The 22,192-nt window shown below is 56.4% G+C and carries 27 protein-coding genes and 3 pseudogenes; 23 read left to right on the forward strand and 7 right to left on the reverse strand.

All coding sequences use genetic code 11. The features are described from left to right. Positions 1–222 precede the first annotated feature (222 nt). The 19 genes and pseudogenes from KSS90_RS26040 to KSS90_RS11760 all read left to right on the forward strand — a co-directional run bounded on the left by KSS90_RS26040 (position 223) and on the right by KSS90_RS11760 (position 11,201). A complete protein-coding gene (locus tag KSS90_RS26040) occupies positions 223–483 on the forward strand; it encodes a tRNase toxin domain-containing protein (protein WP_496198583.1) in 261 nt (86 codons plus the stop codon). Beyond that, positions 480–722: a hypothetical protein gene (locus KSS90_RS11675; protein ID WP_217869510.1), complete on the forward strand. Its 243-nt coding sequence runs from the start codon at positions 480–482 to the stop codon at positions 720–722. The genes KSS90_RS26040 and KSS90_RS11675 overlap by 4 nt, the downstream gene beginning before the upstream one ends. A gap of 459 nt (positions 723–1,181) precedes the next feature. After that, positions 1,182–1,736, forward strand: a pseudogene (locus KSS90_RS25880) (hemagglutinin repeat-containing protein); the annotation flags it as partial. Positions 1,737–2,202: 466 nt separating this feature from the next. After that, positions 2,203–2,421, forward strand: coding sequence for a hypothetical protein (locus KSS90_RS11690; RefSeq protein ID WP_217869512.1), 219 nt, complete (start codon positions 2,203–2,205; stop codon positions 2,419–2,421). A gap of 12 nt (positions 2,422–2,433) precedes the next feature. Then, positions 2,434–2,823, forward strand: coding sequence for a colicin E5-related ribonuclease (locus tag KSS90_RS11695; RefSeq protein WP_225933155.1), 390 nt, complete (start codon positions 2,434–2,436; stop codon positions 2,821–2,823). Positions 2,824–2,825: 2 nt separating this feature from the next. Further along, positions 2,826–3,143 carry a hypothetical protein gene (locus KSS90_RS11700; RefSeq protein ID WP_217869513.1) on the forward strand — a complete coding sequence of 106 codons (318 nt, stop codon included), beginning with the start codon at positions 2,826–2,828 and terminating at the stop codon, positions 3,141–3,143. Positions 3,144–3,405: 262 nt separating this feature from the next. Then, a complete protein-coding gene (locus KSS90_RS11705) occupies positions 3,406–3,819 on the forward strand; it encodes a contact-dependent growth inhibition system immunity protein (RefSeq protein WP_217869514.1) in 414 nt (137 codons plus the stop codon). A 176-nt stretch (positions 3,820–3,995) separates the two neighbouring features. Further along, positions 3,996–5,332 (forward strand): annotated as a pseudogene (locus KSS90_RS11710) (IS4 family transposase). A 377-nt stretch (positions 5,333–5,709) separates the two neighbouring features. After that, positions 5,710–6,084, forward strand: coding sequence for a UCP019853 family protein (locus KSS90_RS11715; protein WP_217869515.1), 375 nt, complete (start codon positions 5,710–5,712; stop codon positions 6,082–6,084). Positions 6,085–6,409: 325 nt separating this feature from the next. Beyond that, positions 6,410–6,655, forward strand: coding sequence for a hypothetical protein (locus tag KSS90_RS11720; protein ID WP_217869516.1), 246 nt, complete (start codon positions 6,410–6,412; stop codon positions 6,653–6,655). A 35-nt stretch (positions 6,656–6,690) separates the two neighbouring features. After that, positions 6,691–6,927, forward strand: coding sequence for a hypothetical protein (locus KSS90_RS11725; RefSeq protein WP_217869517.1), 237 nt, complete (start codon positions 6,691–6,693; stop codon positions 6,925–6,927). A 190-nt stretch (positions 6,928–7,117) separates the two neighbouring features. After that, the gene (locus KSS90_RS11730; protein ID WP_217869518.1) at positions 7,118–7,441 is read left to right on the forward strand and encodes a hypothetical protein; all 324 of its coding nucleotides are present in this window, start codon (positions 7,118–7,120) and stop codon (positions 7,439–7,441) included. 123 nt (positions 7,442–7,564) lie between these two features. Next, on the forward strand, positions 7,565–7,828 hold the full coding sequence (locus KSS90_RS26045; protein WP_496198584.1) for a DUF8617 domain-containing protein: 264 nt from the start codon (positions 7,565–7,567) through the stop codon (positions 7,826–7,828). A 396-nt stretch (positions 7,829–8,224) separates the two neighbouring features. After that, positions 8,225–8,404 (forward strand): toxin glutamine deamidase domain-containing protein, encoded by a 180-nt coding sequence (locus tag KSS90_RS25750; RefSeq protein WP_225933182.1) that lies wholly within the window; start codon positions 8,225–8,227, stop codon positions 8,402–8,404. Beyond that, complete coding sequence (locus KSS90_RS11740; RefSeq protein ID WP_217869520.1) at positions 8,404–8,682, forward strand: YrhB domain-containing protein; 279 nt, start codon at positions 8,404–8,406, stop codon at positions 8,680–8,682. The genes KSS90_RS25750 and KSS90_RS11740 overlap by 1 nt, the downstream gene beginning before the upstream one ends. A gap of 432 nt (positions 8,683–9,114) precedes the next feature. Beyond that, a complete protein-coding gene (locus KSS90_RS11745) occupies positions 9,115–9,435 on the forward strand; it encodes a hypothetical protein (RefSeq protein ID WP_217869521.1) in 321 nt (106 codons plus the stop codon). 308 nt (positions 9,436–9,743) lie between these two features. Then, positions 9,744–10,232 (forward strand): hypothetical protein, encoded by a 489-nt coding sequence (locus KSS90_RS11750; protein ID WP_217869522.1) that lies wholly within the window; start codon positions 9,744–9,746, stop codon positions 10,230–10,232. A 407-nt stretch (positions 10,233–10,639) separates the two neighbouring features. Next, positions 10,640–10,902, forward strand: a pseudogene (locus KSS90_RS11755) (hypothetical protein). A 26-nt stretch (positions 10,903–10,928) separates the two neighbouring features. Then, a complete protein-coding gene (locus KSS90_RS11760; RefSeq protein WP_046855464.1) occupies positions 10,929–11,201 on the forward strand; it encodes a DUF3077 domain-containing protein in 273 nt (90 codons plus the stop codon). Positions 11,202–11,256: 55 nt separating this feature from the next. Here the strand turns inward: KSS90_RS11760 and KSS90_RS11765 are convergent, their stop codons facing one another. The 3 genes from KSS90_RS11765 to KSS90_RS11775 form a co-directional block, all read right to left on the reverse strand. After that, positions 11,257–11,814, reverse strand: coding sequence for an RNA 2'-phosphotransferase (locus tag KSS90_RS11765; RefSeq protein ID WP_217869523.1), 558 nt, complete (start codon positions 11,812–11,814; stop codon positions 11,257–11,259). A gap of 124 nt (positions 11,815–11,938) precedes the next feature. Further along, positions 11,939–12,829 (reverse strand): dihydrodipicolinate synthase family protein, encoded by an 891-nt coding sequence (locus KSS90_RS11770; RefSeq protein WP_217869524.1) that lies wholly within the window; start codon positions 12,827–12,829, stop codon positions 11,939–11,941. 33 nt (positions 12,830–12,862) lie between these two features. Beyond that, a complete protein-coding gene (locus tag KSS90_RS11775; protein WP_217869525.1) occupies positions 12,863–13,645 on the reverse strand; it encodes an aldolase in 783 nt (260 codons plus the stop codon). 154 nt (positions 13,646–13,799) lie between these two features. Here KSS90_RS11775 and KSS90_RS11780 point away from each other — a divergent pair, with 154 nt between their 5' ends. Together KSS90_RS11780 and KSS90_RS11785 are read left to right on the forward strand one after the other, a co-directional pair. Continuing rightward, positions 13,800–14,342, forward strand: coding sequence for a helix-turn-helix domain-containing protein (locus tag KSS90_RS11780; protein ID WP_217869526.1), 543 nt, complete (start codon positions 13,800–13,802; stop codon positions 14,340–14,342). A gap of 10 nt (positions 14,343–14,352) precedes the next feature. Next, a complete protein-coding gene (locus tag KSS90_RS11785) occupies positions 14,353–15,165 on the forward strand; it encodes an AraC family transcriptional regulator (protein WP_217869527.1) in 813 nt (270 codons plus the stop codon). Here KSS90_RS11785 and KSS90_RS11790 read toward each other — a convergent pair. Next, positions 15,133–15,714, reverse strand: a complete 582-nt coding sequence (locus KSS90_RS11790) for a LysE family translocator (RefSeq protein ID WP_217869528.1) — start codon at positions 15,712–15,714, stop codon at positions 15,133–15,135. The genes KSS90_RS11785 and KSS90_RS11790 overlap by 33 nt on opposite strands. A gap of 262 nt (positions 15,715–15,976) precedes the next feature. Between KSS90_RS11790 and KSS90_RS11795 the strand changes: the two genes are divergently transcribed. Continuing rightward, a complete protein-coding gene (locus tag KSS90_RS11795) occupies positions 15,977–17,548 on the forward strand; it encodes a TerC family protein (RefSeq protein WP_217869529.1) in 1,572 nt (523 codons plus the stop codon). Here KSS90_RS11795 and rarD read toward each other — a convergent pair. Both rarD and KSS90_RS11805 read right to left on the reverse strand, forming a co-directional pair. Continuing rightward, the gene (gene rarD / locus KSS90_RS11800; protein ID WP_217869530.1) at positions 17,511–18,398 is read right to left on the reverse strand and encodes an EamA family transporter RarD; all 888 of its coding nucleotides are present in this window, start codon (positions 18,396–18,398) and stop codon (positions 17,511–17,513) included. The two genes, KSS90_RS11795 and rarD, sit on opposite strands and share 38 nt — an antisense overlap. Before the next feature lie 34 nt (positions 18,399–18,432). Next, positions 18,433–20,028: an EAL domain-containing protein gene (locus KSS90_RS11805; protein ID WP_217869531.1), complete on the reverse strand. Its 1,596-nt coding sequence runs from the start codon at positions 20,026–20,028 to the stop codon at positions 18,433–18,435. 313 nt (positions 20,029–20,341) lie between these two features. Here KSS90_RS11805 and hppD point away from each other — a divergent pair, with 313 nt between their 5' ends. Next, entirely contained in the window at positions 20,342–21,418 is a 1,077-nt protein-coding gene (gene hppD / locus KSS90_RS11810) for a 4-hydroxyphenylpyruvate dioxygenase (RefSeq protein WP_217869532.1), read from the forward strand. Between the two features lie 84 nt (positions 21,419–21,502). Here the strand turns inward: hppD and KSS90_RS11815 are convergent, their stop codons facing one another. Beyond that, positions 21,503–22,189 (reverse strand): type 1 glutamine amidotransferase domain-containing protein, encoded by a 687-nt coding sequence (locus tag KSS90_RS11815; RefSeq protein WP_217869533.1) that lies wholly within the window; start codon positions 22,187–22,189, stop codon positions 21,503–21,505. Positions 22,190–22,192 lie beyond the last annotated feature (3 nt).

Genomic DNA, 22,192 nt, shown 5'->3' on the forward strand with positions numbered 1-22,192 from the left:
TAAAATGGACTATGACAGCTCTACTCTAAAAGTCCCCATTAAAGACCACTATGATCACCAGAAAAGGGATAGATTTATTTTTCTATTCTAATTGCTACCTTTTTATGGCCAAGACGGCGACGAAGCTTGAGAAGTCAGTGAGCACGTCTAGCGCTGCAAGCGGAGCAAGTCGAAATTAGAGTGTGAAAAATAAATCTGTCCCCTTTTTCGAATAAGGAAGGTTTGACAGAGGCTGCTAGAGCGCTCACAAAACATGCTTCTGGTCAGCGAGATACTGGAACGTTCCCAAAACTCTCAGGTGGAATTGAAAAGCAAAATACAACTGCACTTGGAATCATTGATGAGATCCTCAAGAATCCGAACTCAACATTCTCTAATTTGAGTCGCGGTGGGTTAGAGGTTCGAACGCCTGATGGGAGAGGTTTGCGCTACAATAGTGATGGTTCATTCTCAGGATTTTTGGACCCTAAGGTACAACCATGAAGCTTGAAAGTAATTTGGAATTTGAGGTTTTGGGATTTAGTGATTCTCGCTATGAGAAACTGACGGTCGAAGTTAAATATAAAGGTGAATCTATTGCTCAAATTAATCAAGATAAAGGAATGGAGCTTCTAGAGATAGAGGTTTTTGCTGACTTAAATAGCGCGATTTTGAAAGTTCCATTTTCTGGCTTCTTGGGGGCAATGAATCTGGCGAGGGGCTTTATTGTCGAATCGGGATAATAATTTCAATTCAGTCGAAAACCTCTATCTATAATTTGGTGCAAAGGTATTGCTTCAGATATTGAACCGATAATTACCCAGCAGGTGGGTAGGCGTGGCTGGACCAAAGAGTCCCTTGAAGCCGTGATCGAAAATCCAAGTAAGACGGTTACGGAAAAGGGGTGGATCTATTTTTCCTGCTCTAATTTCGATCTCTTTAGACGAGCGTGTCTAGCGGTTACGTAAGGAAGTAAATTTAGAGTGTGGGAAATAAATTTGTCCCCTTTATGTTTCTAGGAAAAAATTGGGTAGATTTATTTTTCTACTCTAATTTCAGTCTTTGCATGACCAAGGCGACGTTGAAGCCCGCTGCTTAAGATGTCGGTGAGGAAGTCATGTGGTGGAAGCCGGGGGCGTGAAAATTAGAGTATGGAAAATAAATCTATCCCCTTTTTTGTGGTCCCCTTTTTTGTGGTCCCCTTTTTCGTGAGCGCCACCGTCACGGTAGGCCCGGGCTCGGGTATCAGCGGCTCGGTCGGCAAAGGCAAGACCACGGGCGAGACCGAGTGGGTGGAAAACCAGACCCGCATCACCGCTCGGGACAAGGTCGACATCCGTACCGAAACCACACCCAGCTCGATGGTGCCTTGATCGCCGCTGACAACGGCAACCTCAAGCTCGACACCGGCACGCTGGGCCACAGTGATATCGCCGGCAAGGACCAGGAGCGCGGCTATTACCTGAACGTAGGTGGTACCTGGAAAAAAGGGACTGCCGCAACACAGCAGGACAGCAGCCAGACGGGTAAGGGTGACAAAGGCGAGAACGGCTGGAGCGTCAGTGGCTGGAAGTACGAGAAGGACCGCGAGCAGATCGTCCGTGCCACCGTGGGGGCGGGTGATATCACGGTGCGCAAGGATGCGGAGACGGGGAAGGACTCCACTGTCGGGTTGAATTGGGATCTGGACAAGGCTTACGAGATCACGCGGGATCATGAGTCGCGCACCGATCTGTACTTGAGTGACTCTTCGGTTAACGGCGCAATCCATCCTGTAGAGACGCTGAGCGGATGGACAAATGAGCTGCGTAACTATGACGAGTCCGCACTCAAGAACTACGAGCAGGTTGGAAATGCCGTCAATGTCTTGGTCAACCGATTCGAACGCTTGCAAGGCCGTCAGCTGGATGCCAATGCGGTAGCCGTTGGCGGGGTGAAGCTCGCAGAGGACACCTATGAAGCCTTGCTGATGGCGAACTTCAAGCCCGATGAAGCCAAGGCGCTGATGCGCACCCCGAGCTTCCAGCAAGAGGTGCTGGCACGACTGAATCAGATCGAACATGTGTTCGATAAACATCAGGAGTCCACGAAAGAGCTTGTACGTGTGCTGGGGGAGCTTGATCCCTCGCATATAGTGAGTCACGTGGTCCGGTCCAGATGGCGCTCAGCTATGCCTCGCTCATCAATGAGTACTTGGAGTCGGACCCAGAGCGAGGTCAGAAAGTGGCTTTGGCGCTGGCGATGATCCAGGTGCCCAAGGCAGTCATGCAGCTAGCGGTATCGACAGCCATTGGGCAGACGGAGCTTGGTCAAGACCTCAATGAACAGTACGACCGTGCCATGACCCGAGTCGGCACGATGCTTGCCGAGCACATGGAAGGCGGCGGTGTTGTCCTGAATGGGGAATCTGAGAGCGACAAATTCCTGGTGGGGGGCGGCTAGCTCATCAGCAGCATGATTCTGGGGGTTGCTTCGGGGCGCAAAGGGGGTGGTGGGAATGAGGCCAAAAAGCCTGCGACTACTCCTGTAGAGTTGCCAGGGGGCGGGAAGGGTGTCATAGATGGTGCGAAGGGGATTTCTTCAGTTATTGAGCCGAAAATTGCCCAGCAGATGGGGAAGCGCGGCTGGACCACCGAATCTCTTGAAGCCGTGATCGCAAATCCAAGTAAGACGGTTGTGACTAAAGATACTAGGTTCGACCCGGTTTCAGGCACGCGTCTCAATGATCCGGCAACTGGATATATAGCAAAAGATGGTTCTTACGTTGTGCGGAATGACAGGGCAGGTGCAATCGTGCAGGTGTCAGATAAGAATGATAAAAATTGGGTAGCCCCTTGGGATTAGTGATGCAGGAGTTCATGTTTGTGGGTGTGGGGCCAGAACCTACTAGGATGTGGGGTGATACACCTCTATTCAATTTAGAAGATGGCGGTAAGTTGCTAGATTTTTGTGAGGTGCACGATGCGGCTGTGCTCGGAGTCGAGGGATTTAAAATTGTGGGCGATAAACGAATTCCTGACTTGGATTGTATCGCAGACTTTTCTTCCTTGGCGGTATCCGCTGGAAAGAGATTTCCTGCTGCGTCGAGAGAGTCAGCCAGGTATTTTCTTGATACGATTTCAGGTTCTGATGTTCTTCTGGAGTTCGTTATAGTTAGAGTTTGATGGTGCAAATGCGCAGGCTAGTTGAGCCGGATGTTATAGGTGGAGGTACGCAGAGGGGTAGAAGAGGGGCAGATTTATTTGTCTACTCTAAACTTTACTTTTGCATGGCCAAGATGACGGTGAAGTCCGCTGCTTAAGGTGTCGGTAGGACGCCGAGTGCTAGGCGCGGGGTGCGTTAAAATTATTGTATGGAAATAAATTTGCCCCCTTATGCTCCCGGGTTTTTTGATCTAATCAAATCAGTAATCAAGGGCTTTGAAATGTGAAATTTATTGATATGGAACGGCAGTTAAATCAAAATTTTTCACCAAGTGATAGGCCATCCCCGTTGAGCGATTGGTATGTGTCTGTGCGCGAAATTTCCATTGTTGAATTGAGTGTTGGTGACATATGTCATGCACTGAGGCAGAAGGTTTTTGTTGCTGAAGTTTTACCTGTGGCAATATCAATGTTAAGCGAGGATGTTCTTGCTGGTGATAGATATGATGGAGAGTTGATCTGCGCGCTAATCGATGCTTTTAAAAATGATTGGGGCGCCAGATCGGATTTTGGTGAAAAAGTAATAAACGTCCTTGCCGATATCGATTGTTTGATGAAGGATTCGGAGCTTCTGGCGGAAGTGAGGAAATTTCGAGCTCTGCTGCGTGACCAAGGAGACGCAAAGCCTCGTGCTTGAATAAAAAGTAAAAAAAAGGGGCAAAAAGAGCAAAAAAACGAAAAAGGGGACAGATTTGAATGGCACTTACTTAGCCATCAACCCTTTGATCTATAAGAAAAAAATGAAGAAAGGCTGGCCTTGGTCTACGGTGATAGTTGCGAACACACACCATTAAGCCAAGGACGCAGCCCAGAATGGATCGTAGACGTCAAATCCTTCAGCATCAACAGCAGCGCTTTCGCCACCATGCTTCGACCAGTGACGCCCAGGTATTTTTCAATCTCCTCATGGCCCCCGAACTACTGGAACATGTCGAGTCCTCGTTGCCAGCGCATCGAGAGCGCCTGTTTCCACCCACCGAAACGCTCTCGATGTTCCTGACTCAAGCAATGAGTGCTGACCGCTCCTGCCAGCACGCCGTCAATGACTTTTCCATCAAGCGATCCTGCAACGGTGTGAAGCCCAGCAGCACTCGTACAGGCGCTTTCTGCAAAGCGAGACAACGCTTACCGGTGGAGATGGTGTCAACACTGGTGCGTCACACGGCGTCATCGATCAGCGATCATGCCCCCTCGTCGTGGCGTTGGATGGGGCGGCCCGTACGTCTTGTCGATGGAACAACCGTTTCGATGCCCGACACAGCAGCCAATCAGGTTGCTTATCCCCAATCACGGGGCCAGAAGATTGGCCTGGGTTTCCCACTCTGCCGAATGGTTGGCATCGTTTGTCTATCCAGTGGCGCCGTTCTGGATGCAGCACTGGGCCGTTTCAGGGGCAAAGGCGGCGATGAACAAACCTTGCTCAGGTCAATGCTCAATGTGCTGAAAACAGGCGATATTCTGTTGGGCGATGCCTATTACGCCACTTACTTTCTGTTGTGTGAGCTGCAACGAAGGGGGGTCGATGGCGTGTTCGAGCAGTACGGAGCCAGACGGCGCAGTACGGATTTTGCTTTGGGGCAACGTCTCGGTCCGGAAGACCATTTGATCGAGCTGAAAAGGCCTGGGTGCAGGCCGCCATGGATGAGCATGGCGCAGTATGAGCAGGCGCCGGAGAGGCTGACGGTGAGAGAGTTGAAGGCCGGTGGAAAGATCCTGGTGACAACGTTGCAATGCCCAAAACAAACACCCAAGTCAGCCCTCAGTCGCTCTACAAAGGACGCTGGCATGTCGAACTGGATTTGCGAAACCTGAAGGCAACATTGGGATTGGGGAAACTGAGCTGCAAAACCCCTGGAATGGCCGTCAAGGAGCTATGGGTCTATCTGCTGGCGCACAATCTGATCCGAATGCTCATGTCACAATCGGCATTAATGGCCGATTGCTTGCCCCGCGAACTGAGTTTCAAGCACAGCCTCCAGCTATGGCTGGCGCTACGACAGCGCAGCTACGGTGATGGAGAGGTTCGGTTGGCAGATTTGCTGATGTTGATTGCTCAAAGGCGTGTGGGCAACCGGCCTGGTCGTGTCGAGCCTCGGGCCATAAAACGAAGGCCTCAGGCCTACCCCTTGCTGACCAAGCCGCGTCGATGAGCAAGGGCTGAGATCAGAAAATATGGGCATCCGAAGCATGTTAAGTAAGTGCCATTCGGGACAGATTTATTTTTCCCACTCTAATTTCTGCCTTCGCATGGCCAAGACGACGATGAGCCTTGATGCTTAAGATGTCAGTGAGGACGTCTAGCGCTGGAAGCGGTGCAAGTCGAAATTAGAGTTTGAAGAATAAATCTGTCCACTTTTTTGTCATATGTTAAGTTTGATGGGAATAACTCTAGGGGTGCGGCAAAATTTGGGTTTGTTGGGGTAAATTCTGACGGAAAAATAACAACAATACATGTTAGAAGTGGTAAGGATATTTGGAAAACCCTGAACGGTAGTGCTACGGATAAGGTTGTAAGGGAGGTTCTGGAATGATAGCTGAAGCTCAGGTGGTAAAGTGGCCTTGCGAAACTGAAGGTGAGGTTCTACTACGTCTCGGACGATGGGAGATTTTATGTTTTGGGTATTGCAGTTTGTCAGCAGAAGTAGAAAGCGGCAAGGTTTACAAGGTTGACATTACGCCAAATGTCATGGGTGATTATGATGTGGTAAGGCTGGAAGGTGGAAGTGAGCATGGTTTTTGTTCACTAAATGGATATGCTTATTTATTGAAGAGAAAGCTTTCTAAGGGTGGGCTTGAGATTGAGGGGGTTGTGTTTAATGATGATGTGTTTAAAAATGAATTTTTTATTTGGATGGTTGTGATGTTGGTTGGGTGGTGGATAGGTTGGAAGTTGAGTTTTTAGAGCGGATTATGTAGTTTTTAGGTAAAAGGATATTTATTTTCTCTGTATTTACATGGCCAAGACGACGTTAAAGCCGCTGTTTAAGATGTCGGTGAGGAAATCACGTGCTGGAATCCGGGGGCGTCAAAACTAGAGTATGGAAAATAAATATGTCCCCTTTTGGGAGCCCTTAGGCACCTGGCAAAACGTGACCTGTCAGGTACGGTGACACCCTTGATAACAGTGGCAAGAAGAGAACACCAACCGAGCAAGAGCTGAGTTGGTTCTTGGGATACGTGCAAAGTAAATCGGGTTGAGTTTGTGGTGGTGAACGATGAGGTAAAAAATGATTGACTGCATTACTAAAGAGCGAGTTCAGGTTCTTATTGATCCTCGTTATGGGCCTTATATAAGGATTTTTTCCTTTCAGGACAGTGGGGCGCTCAGGGATCTGTTTGATGATGAGCTCAATGTGCTCTATTGGCTGGGGCCGTGCCCAGACCTTAGTGTTCATGGTGGGACCGAGTACTATTTTGGTATCGTTGCTGATCCGATCAAGCTTCAAGAGCTGCTCGATAGTATCGAATTGTAGGTGGTTTTCGAGATGTTTGTATAACGAAGGTGGTTATGATTGATACAATAATCGGTGAAAGAATTCAAGTTTGTTTGGATCCGGAGCAGGGGCCTTTCGTACATATTGCAGGGCTTGAAGACTGCAAGAGATTGGAGTATTTATTGGATGCTGAGTATTTTGTCCCTTATCTGAAGATGAAGTCGCCGGGTTTTTCGGCGACTGGGGGAGTCTACTACTTCGGTACTGTTGCTGACCCGCTAAAGCTCCAGGTGCTTCTGGATGGTATATGATTGCTAAATATATAGCTGAGTTGGTGCGAAAAGGAGCAGTTTTATTTGATTTGCTCTGCTCTTTGCTGTTGCATGGAGCGAGACGACGGCTATGGGCTGCTCCGTTAGTTAAAGCAATATCCTTGCTCGGCTTCAAGAGCTTCGAGGTGGTATCAAACTGCCCGGTTTAAATCCGTGATTAGAGAGTAATATGGAAAAGAGTGAGTTGATTCGTGCTTTGATTCAAGCGGGAAGGGCAGATGATCTTCTCGCTTTCGTCGAGGGGGAGTCGGTGTACCTGACCGATGCTTCACAAGGGGTACCCGAATCACCTGCGCTGAGACGAATCTGGGTGCTTGTTGTGACGCATCTCAGATTTGTCGCCAAGTATGGAGCAGTGGCGGAGCATCAGGTCGCCGGTGGCCAAGTATTGTCACCTTACCCCGCAGAGTTCCAGCTATGGTTGGCATCAGGCGCGCCGGGTATAGCACTCGAGGATTTGCGGGCCTATGTCAGCGAGCATCCACTGGGTTGATGGAACTGTAGTAGTTGAAAAAGCGGGGGCAATATTGTTTTGCTACATTGCTGATTCACTAGAGTTTCAGGCGCTTCTGGACGGCATGGCGTGTGCCGATAGATAAAAATTCGGAAAATCAGGATGCCAAAATTCTTGTGTAGGTGTGGGTGCGTCATGAACTTGTCGCATGGCTGGTCAGATCATGAGATGACACTAATACCTGAGTCAGTTATCGAACAGGTTGCAGAGCGCTTGGATGTAGAGTCAATGTCTTCGGAGCAGTTTTACGAGGCGATTGAAATAACTGCCATCACAGTTTACCGTTGCCCCCAATGCCAGCGATTGCACTTGGAGGAAGGTGCAAATAGTTTCACGACTTATGCTGTGGAGCAGATAATTGATTAGGGTCTGTACGAAATGTGTCTGCGTGAAGGCCAGACAAAGAGAAAAGGGGGGAGGAAGCGCAGTGTACTGGAGTATATGAGCATTCCGAGCGTTTCAATGCATTATGGGCGAGTCCAGATAGATTTCGTACAGCGCCTAAGTTGTATGGGTAGGGCTCAGGTAAGCGGGTTGGGCGGAAAGTGGATGATCTACATAACCTACTCTGATTTCGGATTTTTACAGTGCCTAGCAAAAAAGAGGGCAGATTTATTTTCCTACTCTAATTTCTGTCTTTGTATGGTCGAGACGACATTGAAACCCGTTGCTTAAGATATTTGTGAGGAAATCACGTGCTGGAAGCCGGGGCGTCAAAATTAGAGTATGGAAAATAAATCTGTCCCCTTTTTGCTGCAGAAAATGATTGGTATTGGCTCAGGTGCGCGGGGTATTGTGTATGGGTCGTATGGACCTGGTCAGCCTGGACATGTGTTCAATGTCGTAAACCAGAATGGTACTATCAGATTCTTAGATGGGCAGACAGGCAAGGTTGCTGATCTCAGTAAGTTCACATCGTTTAAGTTTTTGAGGACCAACTAGTGATAAGTTTTGAAGAATCCCTGGAGATGGTTGTTAATCATTTGAGTAAGTCTCCAGTGCCGCTAGTTATAACATATTCTGAAGGGTTTCCTGATGGATGGCTATTTTGCTTCAACTCTAAACAGTATGTTGAGACAGGTGATTTTTCATTTCAACTGGTTGGGAATGGGCCGATTTTTGTTGATAAAGATACTGGCGAACTGCATTTTTTTGGCACGGCATTGCCGCCAAAGGAGTATGTGGAAGAGTACTCTCTGAGGAAGCGTGATAAGAAATAATATAGGTAATTGGTGCAAAAGGGGCTGTACTTCCCAAAGGTTTTTCAAGTACAGATGATTTTGCACGCTTTGGCGCGGATGCTCGAGATGGTTTGGCCCGTGCTGGCTATGGCAATGTAGAGCCAATTCTTCAAGGAAGTGCTGTAACTGGCCAGAGCTTTAAAACTGGCAAGCATTTGACGTTGGTAGGGTGAGTGATTTTGATATTGCCTTGGCTGGCTCAGAGCTTCTACAACGTGCCCGATCCCTGGGGATAGGTTTGAGGAGTGGCGGAACCCGTACAGGGCCGTTGAGTTCGAGAGACTTGCAGGCACTCGGTCTAAAGGATTTGTCGAGTAAGCTTAGCGCCCAGGCTGGGCGTGATGTTAATTTCATGATTTATGACTCTGCGGCAACAGCCTCGAGTCATGCACCGAGTGTGAGCTTACCAAAATGACTGTTGCGTATGATCTATATGGTGTGAGGAATTTAGGTATTCTCTCGGCGAAAGTTAATGTAGAACGAGCCTTGGGGGAAGCTTTCGAGGAAAGGGAAAGTTTTTATCAGGGAGGTATTTATTATATGTTGGGTGGGGGTGATGCAGAGAATTTTGTTCTAAAGCTGAATGTTGATCCTTTTGATAGTGATGCTGTAGAGCAAAATTATTCGGACTATACGGTCCTGCTTTATATAAATGCTACAGATCGCTCATCTGCTTTGGAGAGAGTTATGAGGCAGGCGGGGTTTAAGCTGCTTAGGCATGAAGTGTTTTAAGGATCTCCATGGTTATTTAACAGCAAAGGACCAGCAAGGTGTAGATATATTTTTCTACTCTAAATTCTATCTTTGCATAAGAGAGAGGAAGAGAAAAGGAAGAAAAGATGGGCAGATTTATTTTCTTGCTCTAACTTCTGTCTTTGCATGGCTGGGGCGAAATTGAAGCCCGTTGTTTAAGGTATCTGTGAGGAAGTTACGTGCTGGAAGTCGGGGCGTCAAAATTAGAGTGTGGAAAATAAATCTGTCCCCTTTATGTTCTTTTTCAAAAAAGGCCTGAAACGCTTGCGTGAAACAGGAAACATGTGATGGATACGAAGTTTTTGATTGTGAGCCCACTTCGTGACAGTTTGCCTCCACGGGAGGACGTGCTTACCCAGGCATGGGGAGAGCTGCCGGTCTCATATGTACTGGATGAAGCAGATCTGAACGAAGCCTCTTATATGGACGTCAAGGTGAACAAGTGGGAGGTGAACCCTATTTGGAGCGAGCGCTACGGCCTAGAGCCGTTGATTGGGGTCGAGTTTCTCAAAGGAGAGAGCTTGAAGGCCTACTTGCAAGAGACCGACCTTGCTCCGGCGGTTGACGTGCGAACACAGAGGCTGATTGTTGTCACATTGGATGAGGAAGGCCGCAGCGAAATCGATGGACTTTTAACGAAAGCGCTTGTTCGGGTGCTCGCCAAGAGTGGTCAGTGCTACCTGGTTGCGGAAGACCTGACCCCAGTCGATGAGCATTATTTTTTGTCGCTACCCTCAGCAGGGGCGCTCAAACGACAGCTGGAACAAGGCTATTGAGCACCTGCCTCACTTTACTTTATCGGGTCGTCAAAGCCAGGGCGCCCGGCTGTGTCTAGTCCTGAAGTAGGTTTACACCCGTTCAGGTAGGCCGACAGGGCTCAAAACGCCCGATGCACCGCATCGGGCGTTTTGTTTTTCAGCGCCATATGGGGCCGTTCTGTGTTCAACCGAGACAGCTTCGCAGGCGATTTTGCCGTGGCAGCCTCACCGTTCTGGTTTTTTGTATCTGGAGCAAGGATAAGAATCGGAATTTCCTTATTCCTTGTAGTCCATTTCCGGGGTGCGTGTGGGCACCCCGTGTGCGCCGAGTGCCAACGTCTCGGTCTGTCAACCCGCGTACAGCTGCCACCCTCTTGTTTGACAGCAAAGTTTGGCGGCTCCATTTCACACGTTGGAGTCAAGACATGCTGAAGATTGTCCCCGACCCACCTTCCCCCAAGACCACGCCCACTTCCTCGAAGACACCCTGGTACGCGCCATCGAGTACGCCTTCTGCGCGCTCACGGTGGCGAACCAGGCCGTGCAGCTCAAGCCCAGGTCGCCCGGCGCGATCCTGATGCTGGCCGCCGCCCACGAGATGGAAGCAGTGCGCACGTTGCTCGAATCTGCCCTGACCCAGGTACAGCACTCGGCCCAAGCGCCGGGCGAGCCCCGCACGCTGCACTAGCCGACGACGTTTCAGGGAGATCAATCATGACCACAGACGATGGCAAGACCCAGCTCACACCGGGCAAGACCCGCTTCTACCAGGGCGAGGGCAAGGATGCCCAACCGCTGTTCTGCATCGAGCCTGGCATCCCTTGCCAGCATGCCCGCGAACAGGCGTCGGAGCTGATGGACTACGTGCGGCACCTGACCTTGGTCGGGGTGATGGATGAAGACCCGCGAATGGTCTGGGCCGCGCACTACCTCAGTGCCTTGGCCAAGGCGCTGATGGATGATGCGGAGCTGGGGATGGCGCATTAGCCCACGGATTTCCGCGTCCGCCGGCAGGTGCGGCGCAAGGCCGTTCCCTGCCGGCTTATTCTTCTGCCTGGCGTGACAGATATACCGGCGGCACCTGGTCTACCAGCCAGACACCGTTGTCGGCTTGATAGAACACCGCTCCCGCTGCGCACATGGCCCGCGTATCGACCGTGAGCAGCACCGGCTGGCCATAGCGCTTGCCCACCGTCAACGCAGTCTGCGGATCCTCGCTCAGGTGCACATGGTGACGGCTGCCCGGGATCAGGCCCTGTGTTTCGATGGAGGCCAGGAAGCGGCTGGCTGTGCCGTGATAGAGCAGGGCGGGTGGCGCCTTGGCGACGTGTCGCACTTCGACCTGGGCGCTGCTGTGGCCTTGGGCGGCGCGGATGCGGCGGCCATCGTCGGAGAGGGTGAAACGGCGCTTGTCATTGGTCTCGACCACTTCATGCAAGGTGTGCAGGTCGAAGGTATGACCTTGGCGGCCGGCGCCGTGGATCAGCGCGTCGACATTGGCCCAGCCGTCGCGGTCGAGGGTCAGGTCGATGGATTCGGGGGCGTGGCGCAGGACGTAGCTGAGGAACTTGCTGAGGGCGTCGCGTTGTTTCTGGTTCACTGGAAAGGTCCTTTTCCATGGCTTCTGGTCGTTTGGGTCGGGGGCATTCTCCGGGTTTGGGATGGGCTTCTCAAGTGTGTGCAATGACCTGTGGAAGCGAACCTCCACAGGTGCGTTTGTTACATCAACCCTGACGCAAAGCGTCGAGCAGCGTCTTCAGTTTGTCGCGGCCCTCGGCATCCAGCCCGAACACCGGTCGCCGTGGCTCGCCTACCGGTAGCCCGGTCATCTCAAGGCCAGCCTTGATGGTCGCGGGCAAGCCGCCCTTGAGGATGAAGTCGAGCAACGGCAACTGGCGGTAGAACAGCGCCTTGGCCTGTTCCAGCTCACCAGCCTGCACCGCTTGGTACAGTCGCAGGTTCAGTTCGGGAATCAGGTTGGCCGCCGCCGTGCACCAGCCCGTGGCCCCGGCCACGAAGGCCTCCAGTGCCAGTGGGTTGCAGCCGTTGTAGAACGGCACCTGGCCCTCGCCGAGCAGTTGCAGCTTGTGCATGCGCTGGATGTCGCCGGTGCTCTCCTTGACCATGGTCACGTTGTCCACCTCGCGGACAATACGCAGGATCAGTTCCACCGGCATGTCGGTGCCGCTGGTGGCCGGGTTGTTGTAGAGCATGATCGGCAGATCGATGGCCGCGCCGATGGCGCGGTAGTGCTGGACGATCTCGGCTTCGCTGAGTTTCCAGTAGGCCGCCGGTAGCACCATCACCGCGTCGGCGCCGTGCTGCTGGGCGAAGCGGGCGCGGCGCACGGCGCCGGCGGTGGTCAGGTCGGAGACGCTGACGATGCTCGGCACGCGCTTGCCGATGCGCTCCAGGCTGTACTGGGCGACCTGCTGCCATTCGCTGTCGCTCAGATAAGCCCCTTCGCCGGTGCTGCCCAGCGGGGCGATGGCGTGGACGCCGCCTGCGATCAGGCGGTCGATGGACTGGCCCAGCGCGGGCAGGTCGAGCTGCTCGCCGTCGGCGCTGAACGGGGTGATGGTGTAGCCGATGATGCCGTGAAATTGATTAGTCATTGTGCAAGGCTCCGCAAGCAAGGCGTAAAGGGGTCAGTTCAGGCAATCGGCGTGGCTGCGCAGGGCCTGCCGGGCGTAGTAGTTGAAGGCGGCGCCATGGCGCTTGGGCCGGTCGATCCAGTCGTGGGCGTCGCGGCCCAGCTCCGGGGCGATCGGCTTGATGGTGCCGGCGGCCATCGCCAGCAGTTGCAGGCGCGCGGCGCGCTCAATCAGCTGGGCATAGACGCAGGCCTGCTCGATGCTGGTACCGGTGGACAACTGGCCGTGGTGCGAGAGCAGGATGGCGCGCTTGTCGCCCAGGGCGGCGCTGATGATCTCGCCTTCTTCGTTACCCACTGGCACGCCCGGCCACGCTTCGAGGAATGCACAGTCTTCGTACAGCGGGCAGAGGTCCATGTGCGAGACCTGCAGCGGCACTTCCAGCATCGACAGCGCGGCGACGTGGGTAGGGTGGGTGTGGATGATGCAGTTGACGTCGGGGCGGGCGCGGTACACCCAGCTGTGGAAGCGGTTGGCCGGGTTGGGCATGCCTTCGCCTTCCAGCACTTCGAGGTCTTCGTTGACCAACAGCAGGTTGCTGGCGGTGATTTCGTCGAAACCCAGGCCCAGTTGCTGGGTGTAGAAGGTGCCCGGTTGCTCGCCACGGGCGCTGATCTGCCCGGCCAGGCCCGAGTCGTGGCCGTTATCGAAGAGAATTCGGCAGGTCAGGGCCAGCTTTTCGCGCACAGTCCACGTATTATCGGCAAGCGAGCCTTGCATCTGTGTCAGTGCCTTTTGCACCAGCTGGTCTTTGCTGAGGGTAAGGGTATTGGCCATGGGGATCTTTCCTCTGTGGCGTGATGACGGATGTCAGGGTTGGCTCGCCCCCGAGCTTTGGACGGTGAGGGGGCGAACCATCAGATGACACAAATAATCCTATATGACACAAAGTGTCATGCGCAAGTGCGTTTGTTCGGGAAACCCGCGTCACATGTCTATCCGACTGAAACTGCTGAGAAAGAAACTGGGCATCACCCTCGAGCTGCTGGCCGATAAGTCCGGCCTGACCAAAAGCTACCTGTCCAAGGTCGAGCGCGGCCTCAACACGCCGTCGATCGCCGCCGCGCTGAAGCTGGCGCGGGCATTGAACGTCAATGTCGAGGAGCTGTTCGATGGCGAGCACGACGGCCAGGCGCGCTACAGTCTGGTGCGCCGCAGTGAGCGCCAGGCGTTGGTGGGTGGTGGCGAGGGGCCGGGGTATGCGGTGCTGACCTCGCAGGTCGGCCAGCGCAACCTGTTGCCGTTTCTGATCCAGCCGCCGACCGAGTTCAGCGACCCGACCTTCAAGGAACACGAGGGCGAGGAGTTCCTGTTCGTCCACGAGGGGCAGGTGGAGGTGGACTTTATGAGCGAGCGGGTGCTGCTGGAGGCCGGCGATGCCCTGCATTTCAACGCCCAGACCCCGCACCGCCTACGTTCGGTCGGCGAGCGCCAGGCGCAGTTGCTGGTGGTGGTGCAAGGCGGCGAAGGATGAGGGCGGGGCGATGATCGAGGTCTCGCGGTTCTGGCGCGATCCGGCATTGCCCTTTGTCGAAGCCCGGCGCGTGGGGGACGGGCGGCAGGTGTGCTACGCCGCCCATTCCCACGAGAGTTTCTCCATTGGCGTGATCACACGTGGGCGCAGCACTTACCAGACCGGCAATACCCGGTACGAGGTGGCGGCGGGGACCACGGTGCTGATGAACCCCGGCGCGGTGCATGCCTGCAACCCTATCCAGGGCGAGCCTTGGTCTTATCTGATGCTGTTCGTCGACATGCCGTGGTTGCAAGCCAGAGGTTTCATGCTGCCGGCGGCCACCTCGAGCACTTCACCCGACTTGTATGGACGCCTGCTGGCGTTGTTCGCCGGGTTGTTCGAGCCGCAAAGCGATGACCGTGAAGCGCAACTGGAGGCGTTCTTCGAGGTATTGCCGTATTGCCTGGATGCCACTGCCGCTCGTCGTCCGATGCAGCACCCGCGTCTGGAGATGGCTGCCGCCTTCATCCGCGCCCATCGCCTGGATCCGTTGACACTGGAGGACATCTGCGTTGCGGCAGGCTTGTCACGGGGCTACCTGATCCGTGCATTCGGCAAACGTTTCGGGCTATCGCCGCACGCCTACCTGCTTGACCAGCGGGTGCAGCACGCCCGGGCGCAGTTGCGGGCAGGCAGGCCAATCGCCGAAGTAGCGTTGGAAGCCGGCTTCGCCGACCAGGCGCACCTGCAACGGGCGTTCAAGCGACATCTGGCGACGACGCCGGGGCACTATCGTGAGGCAAGCGCCTCACACCATCAGATAGACCGCACTGGCCACTAACAGTAGCGCCAATCCCCGGTTGAACAGGCGCATCCGCCTCGGCTCCCCCAGGTACTGGCGAATCACGCTCCCCGCCCAAGCCCAACTGGCCACCGAAACAAAGCAGATCGGCGCATAGATCCAGGTGAACAGCCACAACAGTTGCTGCTCGCCTGCGGTATAGGCGCCGATTCCGGCCACGGCCGCCAGCCAGGCCTTGGGACTGAGCCACTGCATGGCCGCTCCCTGCCAGGCGCCGGGCGCCCGCTGCGAGTCGTCGGCGCCTAGCCCGCCATCGTCGCTGGCCAGTTTCCATGCCATGTAGAGCAGAAACAGCACGCCGCCCCAATGCAGCAGTCGCGCCAATAGCGGCCAGCGCGAGAGCAACTCGTGAACGCCCAGGCCCACCAGTACCAGCAACAGGCAGAAGCCCAGGGTGGCGCCGGCGGCATGTCCGATGCTGGCGCGCAGGCCGTGGCGCGCGCCGCTGCCTAGGGCGACGATATTGACCGGGCCTGGGGAGATGGAGGCGGCCAGGGCGAAGGCCGCCATGGACAGGGTCAGGCTCATCGGGCGTTTCCTTGTGTGAGTGGTGGAGCGGCTATCCTGGCTTGGGCGGCGGGGGCGGGTATTGAACAAAAATGCCCATCGAGATCTGTTACAGCTTTTGTAATAGTTTTGCGCTATCAGATATTTCTGCTTCGATTGTAGGATCGCCTTCCCTATTTTCTATCAAGGTCTATATGAGCACCTTCGCGGAGCCCCCCAGTCCCTGGCCGTCCCGGCCTTCCTTCCTCCGTCCTCGTGACGCATCCCCTGTGAGTACCCGCTAATGGAATGGCTAGCCGACCCCACGGCCTGGCTGGGCCTGTTGACGCTTATCGTCCTCGAGCTGGTGCTGGGTATCGACAACCTGGTGTTCATCGCCATCCTCGCCGACAAACTGCCGCCGCACCAGCGCGACCGCGCTCGGGTAATTGGCCTGTCGCTGGCGCTGATCATGCGCCTGGGCCTGTTGGCCAGTATTTCGTGGATGGTGACCCTCACCGCACCGTTGATCGAGCTGTTCGGCAAGACCTTCTCCGGCCGTGACCTGATCATGCTGTTCGGTGGTGTGTTCCTGTTGTTCAAGGCCACCATGGAACTGCACGAACGTCTCGAGGGCCATGTCGCCCAGACCGGCGGCGTCACCCGTCATGCCGCGTTCTGGCCGATCGTGGCGCAGATCGTCGTGCTTGACGCGGTGTTCTCGCTGGATGCGGTGATCACGGCCGTGGGCATGGTCGAGCAGTTGTCGGTGATGATGATCGCGGTGATCTTCTCCATCGGCATCATGATCGTCGCCAGCAAGCCGTTGACCCGTTTCGTCAACGCCCACCCAACAGTGATCATGCTGTGCCTGGGCTTCCTGATGATGATCGGCTTCAGCCTTACCGCCGAAGGCCTGGGCTTCCATATCCCCAAAGGCTACCTGTACGCGGCCATCGGCTTCTCGTTGCTGATCGAGCTGTTCAACCAGCTGGCCCGTGCCCGTCGCAAGCGCAGCGTGCAGCAGCACCGTCCGTTGCGTGAGCGTACCGCCCATGCCGTGCTGCGCCTTATGGGCGGGCGCCGGGTGGAGGCCGACGAGGTGGGCGAGGAAATCGCCGACCTGGTCGAGGGTGGCGAAGAACAGGTGGTGTTCGACCGTCGTGAGCGGGTGATGATCAGCGGTGTGCTGAACCTGGCCGAGCGACCGATCCGCACGGTGATGACAGCGCGGGCCAAGGTCGATGCCATCGACCTGTCGCAGCCAGCCGATAGCATCACCCAGGCGCTGGTCAACTCACCGTATTCGCGCCTGCCGCTGATCCGTGACGGTCGTATCGAGGAACCGCTGGGCTTCGTGCATAAGAAGGAGCTGCTCAAGGAGCTGCTGTCCGGCAGTCAGCCCGACCTGGAAGCCCTGGCCCGTGCGCCGCTGAATCTGCTGGAGAGCTTCAGCATCCTCAACGCCCTGGAGCAGATGCGCGGGCAGTCGACGCACATTGCCTTCGTGGTCAACGAGTTCGGTGACTTCACCGGCGTGTTGACCATGACCGACATTCTCGAGTCGATTGCCGGCGAGCTGCCGGACGCGAGCGAGGTCGAAGGGCCGGGGGTGATCGAGGAGGCGGATGGTTTCGTCGTCAGCGGCGCCTTGAACCTGGCCCAGGTCCAGGCGCGCACCGGTTTTGCCGCCCGTGCCACCGAGGACTACCAGACCCTGGCCGGCCTGGTGATGAGCCTGCTGGATCGCTTGCCGGTGGTGGGCGATCACCTGGCCTGGAATGGCTGGACCATGACCGTGGTGGCGGTGGAGGAGCGCCGGGTGCGCCAGGTACGCCTTACACCGAACGCCGACGCTGGCGCAGCAGGTGCTTGAAGCCTTCGAGCACCAGCACCAGTACGGCGGCCCAGATCGGCAGGTAGGTCAGCCACTGGTCGGGGCCTATGGTCTCGCCCAGCAACAGGGCCACGCCCACCAGCAGCACCGGCTCGACGTAACTGAGTAGGCCGAACAGGCTGAACGGCAGCAAACGGCTGGCCAGCACGTAGGCGATCAGGGCACAGGCGCTGATCGCCCCGAGCAGCGGGATCAGGCCGTACAGGCCCGGATGCTCGGCCAGGTCGGTTGCCGACAGCGGGCCCTGGATGACGAAGTACAGGGCCCAAGGCAGTAACAGGCACATGTCGCACCACAGGCCGCCCAGGTGGTCGGTGCGGCAACGCCGCCTCAGTACGAAGTAGATCGGATAGCCGATCATCACCAGCAGGGTTTCCCAGGCAAAACTGCCATGCTGGTACAACTCATGGCCGACCCCGAGCACCGCGAAGCTCACCGCGACCTTCTGCAGGCGCGACAGGCGCTCGCCGTAGACCAGTCGCCCGGTCAGCACCATGGCCAGCGGCAACAGGAAGTAGCCCATCGACACCTCCAGGCTGCGCCCGTGCAGCGGCGCCCAGAGGAACAACCACAACTGCACGCCCATCAACCACGAGGTGCCGATCATGCCGAGCAACAGCAACGGTGTGCGGCGCACCCGCCCGAGCAGCTCGCCGACCCGTTTCCAGTCCCTGGACGCCAGCATGAACAGTGTCAGGCAGGGCAGGGTCAGCAGGGTGCGCCAGCCGAAGATCTCCTCACCGTCCAGTGGTTTGAGGAAAGAGGTATAGAAGTACATCACGGCGAACAGACAGGACGCCATGACCGACGAAAGAATGCCTTTTGACACGAATGCCTCGGTAAACGGGAGGTGAGCGGGTGATTCAGCCGCGCATGATCTCAGGGGTACTGCCTTGCGGCAACTGCGAGCTGCCCGGGCGGGCGGCCAGGGCCAGTAGCAGCTCGTTGGCAGGCATGGGCCGGGCGAACAGATAGCCTTGCTGGAAGTCCACGCCATGGCGCGCCAGGTAGTCGCGCTGCACCTCGGTTTCCACACCTTCGGCGACGATGCCCAGGGCCAGCTTGCCCGACAGCTCGATGATGGTGTCGAGAATGTGCAGGGACAGTGCGTCACCACCGATCATGGCGACGAAGCTCTGGTCGATTTTCAGGTAGTCGACGTTGAACTGGCGCAGGTAGTTGAGGCTGGATTGGCCAGTGCCGAAATCGTCCAGGGCGATCATCACGCCCATGGCGTGGAGTTTTTCGAACAGCTCAAGGGTAATCGGCGTCGGTTCGATCAGCTTGCGCTCGGTGAGCTCCAGGGTGAGGACCACGCGCCCGGGCGGGAAGTGCTGGAGGAAGGTCTGGCAGTCGTCGAGCAGACCCAGGTCGCGGCAGTGGTCTGCGGTGATGTTGACGCCAATGTGAAAGCCGTCCTCCAGCAGGGCCGCATGTGGGGCCAGAGCCTGGGCCGTGTGCAGCATCAGGGAGCGGGTCATGGCGACGATCTGGCCGCTGTGCTCGGCGTAGGGAATGAACAGGTCGGGACGCACCAGGCCTTCGCGGGGGTGCTGCCAGCGCATCAGCACCTCGACCCCAGCCCAGCGGTAGTCGCCCTTGCGCACCACAGGTTGGAAATACGGCACGAACTCGTCGGCGTCCAGGGCGCGGTCCAGCTCGTTACGCGATGAACTGGCGCGGCGGATCTGCCAGCGGCAGGCCGCCCCGGCCACCACGCCCAGCATCAGCAACAGACTCAGCAGGGCGGGGTAGCGAGAGCGCATCAGTGCTGCCCGCTTGCCCTCGCTGTAGCCGGTATGCACATGGAAGGGATAACGGGTAGAGGCATACTGGATGGCGGCGATGGCCGCGGTTGGCGGGTCGCCGTCGTGAACCTGACCATCGCTGCCCATCCAATGATTGCCGACATGCAACTTAACCAGGTTGCCGGCACCGATCAGGCGCAGCGCGGTGAGCAGGTGGCGGCCATCCACCGTGGTGATCGCGCCTCGGTCGTTATGTTCCGGTTGGTTGACCCGGTAGGCCAGCAGGGCCTGTCCCGGGGTGACCGAGTTGCCGTTCATCAACCACAGCTGCCCGCTGGTGTAGTCGCTGGCTTTTACCGGTTCGTCGAAGTCACCGTACAGCGAGGTGCAATACAGCCGGTGGTGATCGAACAGGTTGGTCGAACGCACGAAGGCGTTACGGGTAAGCTCGATGCGCAGCTCGAGTTGCACCTGGTCGCAGGGTTGCCCGGCTTTTGGCAACAGCCGATGGGCGGCCGCGTCCAGGCTGTCCAGAATATCTTCGATATGGCGGGCGACTTCTTTGGCCGTGGCGCGGCTGTTTGCCTGCAGCTCCTGTTCGGTCTGCCAGCGCATCACCGCCAGCCCGCACAGCAGCGGCAACACGCCCACGCCCCAGGGCAGCAGGGTGCGCCAACTCCAGCGGGAGGGGCGTTTGGCGGTCAGGGGCATACGGGGGCGAACCTTCTGCGAGCTGAGTTGATGATGCAGAGAATAGCCGTTTGTCGGATCAACCTGAGAACTAAAACGCGACAAACAAATTTACGCACTGTAGAATCGGTTTACGAATACAACAATAAGGTTCTCCGCCTCCCGGGGAATCAAGCCCGCCGAGAATGGGTCCATATGACATACCATGGGTTCAAGCTGATCATTGGTGACTTCCTGGCCCGCAGCGTGCGCGGGATCCCGTGTTCACCACCACGCCATCTCCACATCGCAAGCCTGTAATCAACCGTTTTTCGCTGCAGATGAGGACACGAACATGGCAGATATCTTCGAAAACCCGATGGGCCTGGAAGGCTTCGAATTCATCGAGCTCGCCTCGCCGACCCCTGGCGTGCTGGAGCCGGTATTCCAGATACTCGGTTTCACCAAAGTGGCTACCCACCGCTCCAAGGATGTCCACCTGTATCGCCAGGGCGGCATCAACCTGATCCTGAACAACGAACCCAAGAGCGCCGCCTCTTACTTCGCCGCCGAGCATGGTCCTTCGGTTTGCGGCATGGCCTTCCGCGTGCGCAACGCCCATGAAGCCTATGCCCGCGCCCTGGAACTGGGAGCTCAGCCGGTGGAGATCGAGACCGGCCCGATGGAGCTGCGCCTGCCGGCGATCAAGGGTATCGGTGGCGCGCCGCTGTACCTGATCGACCGTTACGAAGAAGGCAGCTCGATCTACGACATCGACTTCAAGTTCATCGAAGGCGTGGACCGCAACCCGGTCGGCGCGGGCCTGAAGATCATCGACCACCTCACCCACAACGTCTATCGCGGGCGCATGGCCTACTGGGCCGGTTTCTACGAGAAGCTGTTCAACTTCCGCGAGATCCGTTACTTCGACATCAAGGGCGAGTACACCGGCCTGACCTCCAAGGCCATGACCGCGCCGGACGGCATGATCCGCATTCCGCTCAACGAAGAATCGTCCAAAGGGGCGGGGCAGATCGAAGAGTTCCTGATGCAGTTCAACGGTGAAGGCATCCAGCACGTGGCCTTCCTCACCGACGACCTGCTCAAGACTTGGGATGCCCTCAAGGGCTTTGGCATGCGCTTCATGACCGCGCCGCCGCAAACCTACTACGAGATGCTCGAGGAGCGCCTGCCAGGGCATGGCGAGCCGGTCGATCAGTTGCAAGCCCGTGGCATCCTGCTGGACGGTGCCTCCGAGGCTGGCGACAAGCGCCTGCTGCTGCAAATCTTCTCGGAGACCCTGCTGGGCCCGGTGTTCTTCGAATTCATCCAGCGCAAGGGTGACGACGGCTTCGGCGAAGGCAACTTCAAGGCGCTGTTCGAGTCGATCGAGCGTGACCAGGTGCGTCGTGGTGTGTTGAGCGTCGAGTAACACCTGTCGTGAGGTCGCGGGGCAGCCCGCTCCCAGGTCGTCAAGACTGAAGGAGCGGGCTGCCCCGCGATGCTTTTGCAAACGCTACCGGTTTTTCAGAAAGCGAATGACGGCCTCTGCAACCCCGGCGCTGGATGCTGGGTTCTGCCCAGTGATCAAGCTGCCGTCCTCTACCACGTATGCCGCCCACGGGTCATCCGCCTTGCTGTACTCGCCACCGCGAGCGCCCAGCTCGTTCTCGGTCAGGAACGGCACCTCCTTGTCCAGTTCGGCCAGTTTCTCCTCGATGTTGGAGAAGCCGGTAACTCTGCGCCCCTTGAGCAGCAGGCTGTTGTCGCTGAGCTTGATATTGAGCAGGCCCACCACGCCATGGCATACCGCGGCAACCGCGCCGCCCCGTTCATGGATACGCCGCGCCAGCTCCTGCAGCGGCTGGTTGTCGGGGAAGTCCCACATCACGCCGTGGCCACCGGTGTAGTAGATCGCGCTGTACTGGTCGGCCTTGACCTGGCCGGGGCTCATGGTGGCGCCAAGGCGGTTCATGAACGCCTTGTCGTTGTACCACTGCCAGTCCAGCTCCGGCGCCATCTGCAGGCTGTGGGGGTCGATCGGCACATAGCCACCCGCCGGGCTGACATAGTCGACGGTAAAACCCGCTTTTTGCACCTCGTCGACAAAGTGCACGGCCTCACCCAGCCACAACCCTGTGGCGCGCTTGATATCGGGATACTTGGCGGTATTGGTCAGTACGACCAGGAGCTTCTTGTTCATGTG

Origin of the sequence: Pseudomonas maumuensis (assembly GCF_019139675.1) — a bacterium.
In the GTDB taxonomy this organism is placed as follows: Bacteria; Pseudomonadota; Gammaproteobacteria; order Pseudomonadales; family Pseudomonadaceae; genus Aquipseudomonas; species Aquipseudomonas maumuensis.

What these genes read in the sequence shown, in the direction of transcription:
- hppD (WP_217869532.1), top strand. Translation starts at nt 20,342, where the DNA reads ATGGCAGATATCTTCGAAAACCCGATGGGCCTGGAAGGCTTCGAATTC.
- KSS90_RS11760 (WP_046855464.1), top strand. Translation starts at nt 10,929, where the DNA reads ATGACCACAGACGATGGCAAGACCCAGCTCACACCGGGCAAGACCCGC.
- KSS90_RS11750 (WP_217869522.1), top strand. Translation starts at nt 9,744, where the DNA reads ATGGATACGAAGTTTTTGATTGTGAGCCCACTTCGTGACAGTTTGCCT.
- KSS90_RS11725 (WP_217869517.1), top strand. Translation starts at nt 6,691, where the DNA reads ATGATTGATACAATAATCGGTGAAAGAATTCAAGTTTGTTTGGATCCG.
- KSS90_RS11675 (WP_217869510.1), top strand. Translation starts at nt 480, where the DNA reads ATGAAGCTTGAAAGTAATTTGGAATTTGAGGTTTTGGGATTTAGTGAT.
- KSS90_RS11715 (WP_217869515.1), top strand. Translation starts at nt 5,710, where the DNA reads ATGATAGCTGAAGCTCAGGTGGTAAAGTGGCCTTGCGAAACTGAAGGT.
- KSS90_RS11700 (WP_217869513.1), top strand. Translation starts at nt 2,826, where the DNA reads ATGCAGGAGTTCATGTTTGTGGGTGTGGGGCCAGAACCTACTAGGATG.
- KSS90_RS25750 (WP_225933182.1), top strand. Translation starts at nt 8,225, where the DNA reads ATGATTGGTATTGGCTCAGGTGCGCGGGGTATTGTGTATGGGTCGTAT.
- KSS90_RS11780 (WP_217869526.1), top strand. Translation starts at nt 13,800, where the DNA reads ATGTCTATCCGACTGAAACTGCTGAGAAAGAAACTGGGCATCACCCTC.
- KSS90_RS11805 (WP_217869531.1), bottom strand. Translation starts at nt 20,028, where the DNA reads ATGCCCCTGACCGCCAAACGCCCCTCCCGCTGGAGTTGGCGCACCCTG.
- KSS90_RS26045 (WP_496198584.1), top strand. Translation starts at nt 7,565, where the DNA reads ATGCCAAAATTCTTGTGTAGGTGTGGGTGCGTCATGAACTTGTCGCAT.
- KSS90_RS11790 (WP_217869528.1), bottom strand. Translation starts at nt 15,714, where the DNA reads ATGAGCCTGACCCTGTCCATGGCGGCCTTCGCCCTGGCCGCCTCCATC.
- KSS90_RS11730 (WP_217869518.1), top strand. Translation starts at nt 7,118, where the DNA reads ATGGAAAAGAGTGAGTTGATTCGTGCTTTGATTCAAGCGGGAAGGGCA.
- KSS90_RS11745 (WP_217869521.1), top strand. Translation starts at nt 9,115, where the DNA reads ATGACTGTTGCGTATGATCTATATGGTGTGAGGAATTTAGGTATTCTC.
- KSS90_RS11785 (WP_217869527.1), top strand. Translation starts at nt 14,353, where the DNA reads ATGATCGAGGTCTCGCGGTTCTGGCGCGATCCGGCATTGCCCTTTGTC.
- KSS90_RS11770 (WP_217869524.1), bottom strand. Translation starts at nt 12,829, where the DNA reads ATGACTAATCAATTTCACGGCATCATCGGCTACACCATCACCCCGTTC.
- KSS90_RS11720 (WP_217869516.1), top strand. Translation starts at nt 6,410, where the DNA reads ATGATTGACTGCATTACTAAAGAGCGAGTTCAGGTTCTTATTGATCCT.
- KSS90_RS11795 (WP_217869529.1), top strand. Translation starts at nt 15,977, where the DNA reads ATGGAATGGCTAGCCGACCCCACGGCCTGGCTGGGCCTGTTGACGCTT.
- KSS90_RS11815 (WP_217869533.1), bottom strand. Translation starts at nt 22,189, where the DNA reads ATGAACAAGAAGCTCCTGGTCGTACTGACCAATACCGCCAAGTATCCC.
- KSS90_RS11775 (WP_217869525.1), bottom strand. Translation starts at nt 13,645, where the DNA reads ATGGCCAATACCCTTACCCTCAGCAAAGACCAGCTGGTGCAAAAGGCA.
- KSS90_RS11695 (WP_225933155.1), top strand. Translation starts at nt 2,434, where the DNA reads ATGATTCTGGGGGTTGCTTCGGGGCGCAAAGGGGGTGGTGGGAATGAG.